This is a genomic window from Methanomethylovorans sp. PtaU1.Bin093 (assembly GCF_002067275.1).
GTDB lineage: Archaea > Halobacteriota > Methanosarcinia > Methanosarcinales > Methanosarcinaceae > Methanomethylovorans.
This window is the reverse complement of record NZ_MVQX01000060.1, coordinates 1-12,140: the sequence shown is the minus strand read 5'-3', so window position 1 is coordinate 12,140 and position 12,140 is coordinate 1. Positions and strand designations below refer to the sequence as shown.

At 45.6% G+C, this 12,140-nt stretch carries 11 protein-coding genes and 1 pseudogene; all 12 read left to right on the top strand.

Going from position 1 to position 12,140, the window contains the following annotated elements; all coding sequences use genetic code 11:
* Positions 1 to 121 precede the first annotated feature (121 nt).
* Positions 122 to 1,348, top strand: coding sequence for a translation initiation factor IF-2 subunit gamma (locus A4E24_RS07230; protein WP_292352611.1), 1,227 nt, complete (start codon positions 122 to 124; stop codon positions 1,346 to 1,348).
* Positions 1,345 to 1,713: a DNA-binding protein gene (locus tag A4E24_RS07225; protein WP_292352610.1), complete on the top strand. Its 369-nt coding sequence runs from the start codon at positions 1,345 to 1,347 to the stop codon at positions 1,711 to 1,713. Before A4E24_RS07230 ends, A4E24_RS07225 begins: the two co-directional genes overlap by 4 nt.
* 68 nt (positions 1,714 to 1,781) lie before the next feature.
* Positions 1,782 to 2,354 (top strand): DNA-directed RNA polymerase, encoded by a 573-nt coding sequence (locus A4E24_RS07220; protein WP_292352609.1) that lies wholly within the window; start codon positions 1,782 to 1,784, stop codon positions 2,352 to 2,354.
* 2 nt (positions 2,355 to 2,356) lie between these two features.
* On the top strand, positions 2,357 to 2,542 hold the full coding sequence (gene spt4 / locus A4E24_RS07215) for a transcription elongation factor subunit Spt4 (RefSeq protein WP_292352608.1): 186 nt from the start codon (positions 2,357 to 2,359) through the stop codon (positions 2,540 to 2,542).
* Positions 2,543 to 3,124 (top strand): GTP-dependent dephospho-CoA kinase family protein, encoded by a 582-nt coding sequence (locus A4E24_RS07210; protein WP_292352607.1) that lies wholly within the window; start codon positions 2,543 to 2,545, stop codon positions 3,122 to 3,124.
* Positions 3,114 to 3,428, top strand: coding sequence for a 30S ribosomal protein S24e (locus tag A4E24_RS07205; RefSeq protein WP_292352606.1), 315 nt, complete (start codon positions 3,114 to 3,116; stop codon positions 3,426 to 3,428). Before A4E24_RS07210 ends, A4E24_RS07205 begins: the two co-directional genes overlap by 11 nt.
* A gap of 12 nt (positions 3,429 to 3,440) precedes the next feature.
* On the top strand, positions 3,441 to 3,590 hold the full coding sequence (locus A4E24_RS07200; RefSeq protein ID WP_292352605.1) for a 30S ribosomal protein S27ae: 150 nt from the start codon (positions 3,441 to 3,443) through the stop codon (positions 3,588 to 3,590).
* 459 nt (positions 3,591 to 4,049) lie between these two features.
* Positions 4,050 to 4,721 carry a DUF2162 domain-containing protein gene (locus A4E24_RS07195; protein ID WP_292352604.1) on the top strand — a complete coding sequence of 224 codons (672 nt, stop codon included), beginning with the start codon at positions 4,050 to 4,052 and terminating at the stop codon, positions 4,719 to 4,721.
* Between the two features lie 2 nt (positions 4,722 to 4,723).
* Positions 4,724 to 5,347 carry a MotA/TolQ/ExbB proton channel family protein gene (locus A4E24_RS07190; RefSeq protein WP_292352603.1) on the top strand — a complete coding sequence of 208 codons (624 nt, stop codon included), beginning with the start codon at positions 4,724 to 4,726 and terminating at the stop codon, positions 5,345 to 5,347.
* A complete protein-coding gene (locus A4E24_RS07185; RefSeq protein ID WP_292352602.1) occupies positions 5,344 to 5,706 on the top strand; it encodes a DUF2149 domain-containing protein in 363 nt (120 codons plus the stop codon). The genes A4E24_RS07190 and A4E24_RS07185 overlap by 4 nt, the downstream gene beginning before the upstream one ends.
* Positions 5,707 to 5,822: 116 nt before the next feature.
* Positions 5,823 to 10,973: a cobaltochelatase subunit CobN gene (locus A4E24_RS07180; RefSeq protein WP_292352601.1), complete on the top strand. Its 5,151-nt coding sequence runs from the start codon at positions 5,823 to 5,825 to the stop codon at positions 10,971 to 10,973.
* Between the two features lie 267 nt (positions 10,974 to 11,240).
* Positions 11,241 to 12,140, top strand: a pseudogene (locus A4E24_RS07175) (cobaltochelatase subunit CobN); the annotation flags it as partial.

The following is a 12,140-nucleotide window of genomic DNA, read 5'->3' as shown; positions in this document are numbered from 1 at the left end:
TTAAATACCAGTAACCAAATGATAACAACGGTCTGGAGCAAGATATCATCCGGTCATAAGACCGATTGCAGGCATTGCTACGTACTTTTATATTATTTGCCCATCGGAGGGAAATCAGTAATTGAGTCAACCTTGCATTAATATTGGCATGGTAGGTCATGTCGATCATGGAAAAACCACTTTAGTGAGCGCATTATCTGGCGTGTGGACAGATACGCACAGCGAAGAGATGAAGCGCGGAATATCTATCAGGTTAGGGTATGCAGATACTACTATCAGAAAATGTCCTAACTGCCCTGAGCCACAATGTTACACTGTACAGGAAACCTGTCCGGGATGTGGTGAGCCTTCAGAAGAAGTGCGCGCTATCTCTTTTGTAGATGCTCCCGGTCATGAGACCCTGATGGCTACAATGCTTTCCGGGGCGGCTATAATGGACGGCGCCATCCTTGTGATCGCTGCTAACGAGGAATGCCCCCAGCCGCAGACAAAAGAACATCTGATGGCTTTGAACATTATCGGTATCAAGAACCTTATCATCGTCCAGAATAAGATCGATCTGGTATCTAAGGAAGAGGTAATAGAGCACTATAAACAGATCAAGAGATTTGTGAAAGGCACCGTGGCAGAGAACGCTCCGATAATTCCCGTATCTGCTCAGCAGAACATAAATATCGACGCTCTGCTCCAGGCAATGGAAGAGCATATACCAACCCCTGAATATAAGATCGACAAACCGGCACAGATGCTTATCGCACGTTCTTTTGATATCAACAAGCCGGGAACTCCTATAGACAAGATCAAGGGTGGTGTGATCGGTGGAACTCTGACCGAGGGTGTCTTAGCCATCGGTGAAGATCTTGAGATAAGGCCCGGCTATAAGCTGGAAAGTGAAGGGACTACCAGATGGGTTCCTATAATCACTAAGATCTCAATGCTCTTCGCAGGTAAGGACCCCGTAGACAAAGCCACTCCAGGAGGACTGCTTGCTGTGGGTACTACACTGGACCCTGCCATCACCAAGAGTGATTCCCTTGTGGGGCAGGTAGCAGGAAAACCCGGAACTTTACCGCCCACCCGTGATGTATTCACTCTTGAGCTAAATCTGCTGGAACGGGTAGTAGGTGTGATAGATGAAGCAGAGATAGGTTCTATCAGAACCAGCGAGCCACTTATGCTTAATGTGGGCACGGCCACTACTGTGGGTGTGGTCACCAGTGCAAGGAAGAACGTTGCTGAAGTGAAGCTCAAGAGACCCGTATGTGCCAGTGCCGGTTCAATGGTGGCTATCAGCAGAAGGATAGGTTCAAGATGGCGCCTGATAGGTGTGGGAGTCATAAGGTCTTGAAGGTGATAATCGACACGAATGCTCTGATGATACCTGTGCAATTCAATGTAGACATATTCAGTGAATTACACAGGCTGGGTTTTGATCATTTCATTGTTCCTCTGGCCGTGCTAAATGAGCTGGAGAGGCTTGTTACAACAGCCAGGGGTCAGGATCGCATAGCTGCAAAGGTAGGTAAGTCTCTGGCACAGAGGTGCGAACTTGTTCCCATGGAAGGGCATGCCGATGATATCATCGTGTCCCTTGCAGATGATACCGGGGCTGCGGTCTTGACAAATGATATCGGGCTTAAGAAAAGGTTGCTGGAAATGGGCATCAGGGTAATATCTCTCAGACAAAGGACCCGTCTGGAATTATTGTCATAAGAGAGAGTAAAAATTATAACATATAAATAAGTTTATAGCAGGATAACTGGGCTTTTGGAGATAATCGCATGTACAAGAAAATGAAGCTTTCTGATACCATCCGGGTAGCTCCTGATCTTTTGGGTGGGGATGTTCAGGTCAATGTTAAGAATGCACTGAGGGAGAAGCTTGAAGGCAGGCTTGATAAGCAGATAGGTGCCATCGTTGCCATCACGGAAATTGAAAAAGTAGGTGAAGGGCACATCCTTGTGGGCGATGGTGCGGTCTATTATGATGTGGACTTCGATGCCATCGTGTTCTCACCCATGATACAGGAAGTAGTTGAAGGAGAGGTTGTTGAGACCGTTGATTTCGGGGCTTTTGTCAGCATAGGCGCGATGGATGGTCTCTTACATGTAAGCCAGATCACGGATGACTTCATGTCATATGATGGAAAGAATGGCCGGCTTATGAGCAAAACCGGAACCCGTTCCCTTGGTGAAGGTGACAGGGTGAGGACCAGGATAGTTGCGCTCAGTATCAATGAAAGGGAGCCAAGGGAAAGTAAGATCGGTCTTACTATGAGGCAGAATGCCTTGGGTAAACTGGAGTGGCTCGAAGAGGAAAGGATGGCTAGATCCAATGCTCAGGAAGAGGTTTGAACATGGTAGAGCAGGTTTGTAGGGAGTGTCACAGGATAATCACAGGCCAGACGTGCCTGATATGCAGTTCCAGTAACCTTAGTAGTGATTGGAGTGGCATGGTGATCATTGTGGACCCAGAACTTTCCGAGATAGCCCAGAAAATGGAGATCAAAGTAGCTGATCGGTATGCACTGAAGGTGCGGTAATTGGTGAAAACGATACACCTGCCTGCAGAACTGCGTCCTTTGTTAAGGAAGACCTTTGGGGTCCTTTACACGGGTACCGGTGATGACACTATACAGAAGCTTTCCAAAGACCTGGGCAGTCCCACAAAACTTATATCGGTGGGTGATGTTACTACATTCCACTTGCTCAATTCCAATATCATTCCGGACATCCTTGTCGTTGATGACCGGACTAAACGCGGGCCAGCGTCGGCACGCGTAGTAGTGGGCACAAAGCATACAGGGTTCAGTGAAATATTCGTGGATAATCCTCCCGGGGTCATAACCGAGGATCTGATAAATGTGGTCCATGACGCAATAAGATCAAAGGACCATGTGCGAATATTCGTGCGCGGCGAAGAGGACCTTGCAGCATTGCCCGCAATACTGCTTGCACCTGAAGGTTCGGTTGTGCTGTACGGGCAGCCGGATGAAGGAGTGGTGCTTGTCAATATCACAAGATCCAAAAAGGAAGAGATCCTTGACCTGCTGGACAAGATGATACATGGGCAGGAAGACAGGAACAATTTGATAGATATTCGGAGGAAATTCAATGGATGTTAAAATCATTGAGGATAAGAATAATGTACTTCTCAACAGGCGTGAGCTTAACTTCGAGGTAACTTTCGAAGGGCCCACTCCCGCAAGGATGGACGTAAAGAACAAGATGGCAGCATTACTGAACGTGCCACTGGAACTTGTCGTTATCCAGAGGATGAAGAACGATTTCGGAAGGCAGAAGCTGAGCGGCTACGCAAAGATCTATGAAGATGCTGCCCGTATGAAAAAGATAGAAGAGGAACATATCCTCGAAAGGAACAAGCTGCCTGAGGCACCCGAGGAAAAGGCAGAAGCAGCGGAAGAGTAAAAAGGTGTGACAATGGCAGTAAAAGATTACTATAAGGTCAATGGCGATAAGATCGAAAGGACACACCAGGCCTGCCCAAGATGCGGAGAGGGTGTTTTCCTTGCTGAACACAAGAACAGGCGTACCTGTGGCAAATGCGGTTACACCGAGTTCAAGAAATAAATCTCTTTCCTTTTTTTCTTTATTTTGATTTGTTCAGCATACTTGCTAAACTAAGTGTGCTCAACTGAAAGTAATTTAACTACTTCTTTTTTCATAGTTGGTCTAAATAGATTTTCAGTTCTTCACGGGACTACAGAAAATATTATTTTAGATGTTACCTTGGCTATTGAAACTTTTTATCGTACACTTTTAGGCTTATTTTGTATGTTTACCTAATTAATATATTTTATGTTACATCTATTGTTGCCGAAAAATATAAGAAGGCTTAAGTAGTGCCAGTTATTATCTAAATGAAAAACGTATGTAGCATTAAAATATGTATGTGAAATTAAAAACTGAACGAACATCAGTTTTAAGTTTTCATATGTCTAAGTATTAACAATTGTTAATTGCTTTAAACCATATATAGGTAATTAAAGCAGCAACTTATATAACAAAAAGAAAAAGGGTAGGAGAGGAATGAATTCTGTTTATGCTATAGTTGTTGGCATCCTGTTGGGAATAATGATATTTGCCCTGAAAACGGGTGTAGGGTGTGGTTTTTCCAACATCTGCAGAAGAGATGTGTTGATCATTGCTGCAAGTTACTTTGTCATTTCCGTAATTCTTGGCGGACTTATAGGACTTGTGGACCAGTCCAGGCTGGACATGATGACCAGCATGGGCATGACTCTGCACGTTGTTGTGGCCTTGCTCCTCATAGGTGCAGGAATATATACCCAGAAAAAATGGTCATGTGGACATGATGTGTCAAGGCACACTTTCCTTTTCATCTCAGTGCCATGTCCCGTATGCCTCACCGCGCTGTTCGTGTCCTGCATGATACTTGCCTCCACTCTCGGATGGAGTGGTTTCAGGATAGGAGCTTTAGTAGGTTTTGTCTTCTTCTTCACAGTCGTATCTTCAAGCTGGATATTCAGAAAAATGCACCGCACACCGGAAGACCTTGGAGCTGTGATGATGTTCCTGGGTATATTCTACCTGCTTGGTTCCATGCTCGTACCAGCTTACATAAAATCCAGGCAGCTCCAGATCCCCGAAACCGGAGGGGAACTTCACATAGTACCCCTGCTGATAATGACCGGTATCGTAGCCTGCGGGTATGTCATCAATACTTTTAAAGGTGAATAAAAATGAGCCTGTTCGCTGTGATCAATAGCATAATGAATACATTTTCTGCTTCTTTGCTTTACCCTGTGATCATCCTGTTAGTGGCACTATCATTGTTGTCCCTTATACTGATCGGGGAATTCCTTTCAGAGTATGCGAAGAGGAACAGGGATATTGAGAATCTGGAAAGTACCTGCTTTACCGTGCAAAACCATGTAAAGGGATCTAATTTTAAAGCCGCAGCTGATGCTTTAAGAAAAATAAAGCAGAACTATATAGTCACTGCTTTCTCAAATGCCGCAGCTGTTCATCTGGAACAGGACAGGATCCCTGCCATAGAATGGGTCTCTCAGGAATATGAGATCAAAATGGCCAAGCGGCTGGAGCAGACCCGTATCATCACAAATATAGCGCCGATGCTGGGACTGATGGGTACGCTCATACCTCTGGGCCCTGCACTTGTAGCATTATCGCAGGGAGATGTTGTACAGCTTGCACATAACCTGATGATCGCCTTTGCCACTACTGTTGTAGGTCTTTTTGCCAGCAGCGTGGCCTACATACTTACTCAGATAAGGAAGAGATGGTATTGGCAGGATATGGCAGATATTGACTATATACTTGATACCATCGAGGCTAAAGTATGAGGCAGAGACGTTACCGACGGACCGGTCTGTTACACGATGAAGAGGAAAGGAATCCTCTTGAAGGGGTTGCTAACCTTTTCGATACAGCCATGGTTTTTGCCGTGGCTCTGATGCTGGCACTGGTTATGTCATACCAGATGCCTGAACTGCTAAGCCCCACTGAAGACATAACCATCGTGAAGAATCCCGGTCAGGAGGATATGAAGATCATTATAAAAGAGCAAGGGCAGCCCATTGAAGTGATGAACCTCACTGACCAGATAGGGGGAGGCACTGGTGATGTCCTGGGCACCGCATACAAACTGGCGGATGGCAGAGTTGTGTATGTGCCGGATGATGGAAACAAGACTACTACTTGATCGATTCGAAAAAGTGGAGTAAAACAAAAGAAAAAGGATATTGAATGAGCGGGCACTTCGGTACCGCCGCCAAGCAATGTATCCGAAGTGCTCAGCACACGTTATCGGAGGATAACATGCAACGAAAATATGTACTTACATTAGTATTAAGTGTATTGTTGTTGACATCCTTAACAACAGTGGTATCGGCAGCCGGAGAGAAAATAAACATAACTTACATCGCGTACACGCCAAGTGATGCGTTACAGTCTGCAAGTCAGACAAATGTGTACAGCGCATATATAGATTTCACATATATTCCAGCATACAATGCTTCATATTCTGCAAGCGATGAACTGCTCTCTGCGGTTGGAAGCGGATTTTTAGGAACTCAGGATGTCATATTCTGTGATATGGTAGGCAGTAAGGTCTACAATTCCAACAATGGAGCAGTAAATGCCACCCTGCAGGCAGCACACGACAATGGTGCTTCATTGCTGAGCATACGTACAAGCAGTGCACCTTCATATTTTGATTATGTTTCGGATGGTGATGGCAACGATACTATCTGCACTTACTACAACAGTATGGGCACAACCGGTGATGGGCTCACAAATGCAGAGAACCTGCTCATATATCTTGCAACAGAATACAGTAGCCTTTCTGAGATCATTGATAGCAATGAAAGCTCCACCGATGATAGTTCAACTGACAACAGTTCAACAGGTGGTAGCTCTTTTGGAAGTGGAGATGTGAAGTTCCTGTTCGTCCTGGGCACGGATGTTAATACTGCTGCCCTTAATAGTGCAGCGGCTGCATCAGATATATCCTCAGAACTAAGTACGACCGTTATTTCAAGGAGCGAAACAGTACCGCAGGACCTTGACTTCTCCGAGTATTCCATGATATTCATTGAATCCAGGGATGAAGCTACTGTTAGTAACTGGGTCACCAGTATAAACGCTGCCAAAGCCAGTGGTGCAATGGTCATAGGTTACAATCTTTCTGAGAACATCACTCTGTCAAATGTAGATCTCTATTCTGGTAATTACACTGATATCGAAAGATACTGGGTGCAGGGTGGAGAGACCAACATGGGCAACATGCTGAAGTTCATGGGCCAGAAGTTCTCCGGTGCCTTTGCAGGGCAAGCGATTGCCGTACCAGCGGTCTTGCAAGAGAAAGTGAATATTACTTACATCATCAATTCGGACACCAGTGTATATTATATGGAGCAGGTGCTTGCTGAAAGAACAGTGATCACCGACCGTTTCAATGTCAATGTGATGACAGGTGGAGAAGCCATAAACAGTTCTATTGATATCACCAATGAAGATGTGATTATGTTATACATGGTGGGAGCCAACGAACTTCCTCAGATAAAAGACAAGCTCCTTGCTGCAAAGAACAACGGTGCACAGATCGGAATGTTCGGTATGCTGGCGGATGTGTATGGCATAGCCACCATAGACATGGCCAATCCTCCATACGATGCAATGACAGATTATCTCTTCAATGACGGATACAGCAATATGGAGAACTGGATCCGTTGCATCGGAGCTACCCTTGAGAATGTCTATATTGAGCACTCTGTTGCAGCTGAGCCAACTATTCCGGATGATGGGATCTATCATCCGGATGCCTTCCCAAGAACCTTTGCCAACAGTACCGAATATCTGGCATGGTATGCAGACCACGGTTACAATGCATCAGCTCCTACGATCGGAATAATCGGTAATAGACTGGGTAAGACCCCTATAGAATACAATTCTGAGGACGCGATCATCAGAGAGCTTGAATCAAGGGGATGCAATGTGATCTACACCACCTATGCAGTATGTGAGGATGATGTGGATTACTTCACCATGAACGGTGAAGTGATAGTTGATTCAATAATCTCGGTAAAAGGTTTCTATCTAAACTATAATGACCATGAAAAAGGAATCGAATATCTTCAAAAGTACAATGTACCTGTGATCAAAGCTATACAGGATTATTACCAGACACCGGATGAATTTAATGAAAGTGTACTGGGACTAAGCAGTACATCTATTCCATATCAGGTAACACAGCCTGAAATAGACGGGCTTACCGATTATATCTGGTTAGCCGGAAGGGTGCAGGACGAAGCAACAGAGCAGTATTACTATGAACCTCTGGAGTGTCAGGTAGAATGGCTATGCGACAGGGCCATTGCATGGGCAGAACTTGGAAGAGAAACAAATGCTGACAAGAAGATCACTATCCTTTACTACAACCACGAGGGTGGCAAGAACGACATTGGTGCCAGTTACCTGGATATCGGTTCAAGCTTTACTCTGCTGCTGGAAGACATGCAGGCTGCAGGATACAATATAGGAAACGGCAGTGTTCCAAACGGTAGTGAGTTCATAGATCTGTTCATTGAAAGCAGGAATGTGGGTACATGGGCACCCGGTGAGCTTGAGAAGGTCGTGCAGTCCGGATACGTAACACTTCTGCCTGTAGATGAATATCTTGAATGGTACGAAACATTGCCACAGAGCGTGCGCACCGAAGTAGAGGACACATGGGGGGAAGCTCCCGGTGACGTCATGACCTATGAGAACAGAAGTGGAAAGTACTTTGTAATACCTACTATCCAGCTTGGAAATGTCAATTTCATACCCCAGCCAACCAGGGCAGGACTTTCCGATGAGTCTCTTATATATCATAATTCCTCAATACCGCCCACACACCAGTATCTTGCGACATATTTCTGGATCAACGACATATACGATGCAGATGCCATGATACACTTTGGTACTCACGGTACACAGGAATGGCTCCCGGGCAACGAAGTTGGTCTGTGGAGATATGACTATCCGTCTATCATGGTAGCTGAAACCCCTGTGGTCTACCCGTATATCATGGACAATGTGGGAGAAGGTACACAGGCAAAGCGCAGAGGCAATGCTGTCATAATAGATCACCTTACTCCTCCGATCATCGAAGCAGGTCTATATGGCGATCTTGCCACAATGAGCGAGAAGATCCATAACTATCAGGATGCAAAAAGTGACAATGAAGCTGGAATGATGGTACTCTATCGTAACAGCACGATACAACTTTACGGTAATCTCAGCCTTGCAGAGGATCTGGGAGTTTCAACTGGTGAACTGTATAATATGACAGATGACGACTTTGAGAACTTCCTGGATAGCGTGCTGGAAGAATATCTCGAAGATATGAGATTAGAGCTCATTCCGTACGGTCTCCATGTCTTTGGTGTGGCACCTGATGGAGAGAAGCTTGTGTCTATGGTAAGGTCCATGCTGGGTGATGATTTCAGTGATCACATCTATAATGTGCTGGTTAAAGCTAACGGAACCGAGGACGACTGGAGATCAGAGGCAGAGTCGGATGCAACATTGCTTTTGAACGCTACCCTGCTGAATGCAACGAATGTTTCTACTGCTCAGGTGGAGGTACTTGGGCTTACAAACGCCAATATCACGGCTGATCTTGAACTGGCGCTGCAGTATGCAGATGATCTGGCCCAGACAACTCGTGAGATCGACCAGACATTAAGGGCACTTAATGCTGAATACATAGAACCTGGTACAGGCAATGATCCTATCCGCAATCCGGGCGCATTGCCCACTGGCAAGAACTTCTACAGCTTTGACCAGAGAACTATCCCTGACGAAGAAACTGAAGCCATGGGAGATGCCATCATAGACGCCTGGCTTGAAAACTACTATGCTGCGAATGGCACATATCCCAACAAAGTAGCCTTTGTCATGTGGTCTGTGGAAACAATGCGACATGAAGGTCTTATGGAAGCACAGATCTATGCTCTTCTGGGTGTGGAACTGGAAAGGACTAGCGGAAGGATAACAGGATTTAAAGTTATCCCGCAGGAAGAGATGACACATCCGAGAATCGATGTGCTGCTCACAACATCGGGACTTTACCGTGACACCTTCCCATACCAGATCGAACTTATGGATACGGCAGTCCGCATGGTTGCACAGCTCAATGAAACAAATGAGACCAACTATGTTAGATGGAATTCACTTGCAATAGAAGATGCAATGCTGGAAGGAGGATATAATGAAAGCATTGCACATAATGTTTCTATGTCCAGGGTATTCAGTGAGGCCACAGGTACTTATGGTACTGGTGTTTCCGAAGCAGTGGAGGCAAGCAATACCTGGGAGAATTCTTCAGAAGTTGCGGACCTGTACATATCCCGCATGTCCAACGTATACGGGAAGGATGTATGGGGTGTCAATTATGAGGATGTGTTCGAAATGAACCTGGGAGGAGTGGATTCAGCCATACACAGTGATACTTCGAACCTTTACGGTCTCATAGACAATGACGACTATTATTCCTATTTCGGAGCACTCGGACTTGCTGTAAAATCGATCACAGGTGAATCCCCTTCGATGTATATCTCTGACCTGACCAGCGTGGATAACCCGGAGATCATCACACTAAGCGAAGCTTTCAGTGCTGAGCTGACCGCGAGGTACCTCAATCCCAACTGGATAACCGGTATGATGGAATATGATTATGCAGGTGCCAGGGAAATGATGAAGACCGTGGAATATATGTGGGGATGGGAAGCCACCACTCCTGATCTGGTAACTGATTCGGATTGGAACAAGATGTATGAAACATATATACTGGATTCCCAGAACCTTGGACTGGATGAGTTCCTTAAGGACAATTCATATCAGTATCAGTCCATTACAGCAAGGATGCTTGAGACCGTAAGGAAGGATTCATGGGACGCCTCGGACGAAGTGGTCCAGAACCTGGTGAAAGAATATGTTGAATCCGTGGTGGAAAATGGTGTCACATGCTGTCATCATACCTGTGGTAATCCTTCACTCGATGAGTTCATACAGGGCGTAATGTCTGTACCAGGTCTGGTGGACGAACAAACGGCATCAGACTACAAGAAGCTTATAGAGGAAGCTACCAGTGAGCCAGTGAAGGAAAGCACTTCCAGCCGCAGTAGCAGCAGTGGTTCCAGTGGTCCGAAACTGGAAATTACTAACCAGGCCACAACTTCTACATCAAACCAGACTATAGAATCTCAGATTGGTGCAGGCACAGACCTTAGCCAGCCTGCGCCCGAAGCTCCGAAGTCTACTCCTGAGAACTATGTAGAAGGGTATGAGATGACCAAGGAAACTGTAGCTCCACCTGAAAGCAGCAGTCCTACCTTCTCGGGTTCGGATATAGTTGCTATTGTGCTGGTGGTAGGAGCAGCCGGAGCAGTGTTCCTGGGATTCATGAGAAAGAGGAAAATGTGATATTCTATGGCACTTTTCTCTTCCGGAAGTGCCTATTCCCCCTTTTAGGCCGATGGCCTGGGAATTGATTTGGCTATCTCTCTGCCCTTTCTCTAAAGGGCAGGATATCCGAATCATTTTTGTGGGGGATGCTATCAAAATTCTCAGTAGCTTTGTTTATTAGTGTTGCTCGTAAGGTGGATAATATATCTTTGAAAGTGGAGCTAATGGGTTGGGTTTGCAGACCGGATGGCGAAGTAAAATCCACTTTTTTAAAGGGATGGTACTATGAAATGGAGAGATTTATTCCTGATGATCAGTATACTGGCTATGCTGTTCAGTATACAGATAGCAGCGGCAGACGAAAACAAGGTCAATGTTATGTATATTTCCTGGACACAGAGCGCTGCTCTTGAAGCGGCAAGCCAGTCCATGGCATACAGTTCAGACGTAGTGTATACTTATGTGCCTTCGTTCAACACTACCACCTGGGCTGGCCCCAGTGATGAACTGCTTGCGGCAGCAAGTTCAGGGTTATTGATGGAACAGGATGTGATCTTTACCGATATGTTGTCCAGTGCGGTCTTTGACCCAATGGGTCCATCGTTCAGGGCTGCAAAGGACAACGGTACTTCATTTGTTGATATAAGGTCCCTGGGAACGCCTGAATATTTCGACTATGTATCCGATGGGTCTTCAATGGAGCCAATTGATACCTATTATAATAATATGGGTATCGGTACTCCAACAGAAATGCAGAATGCAGAAGACCTTCTGACATATCTGTGCAGGAACTATGGTAACAAGCCTCAGATCACTGATGCCTGGGGCGGTAAAATACGCATTGCCTATATCGGCTGGCAGCCAAGTGCTGCTTTGGCAGACGCTGCAAGTACGACCAGATTCAATGACAGTATAGAATTTACATACATTCCTTCCTTCAATACTACATCATGGGCCGGTCCCAGTGATGAGCTGCTGCAAGCAGCTTCAAGCGGTTTGCTGCTGCAACAGGACGTGATATTCACTGATATGCTTTCATCTGCTGTCTTTGATCCCCTGAATACTACATTCAAAGCTGCTCATGATTCCAGTGTCTCTCTTGTGGACATAAGGTCTATGGGCACTCCAGGATATTTTGATTACATTTCAGATGGTTCATCCACTCAGTTGATCGATACGTATTAT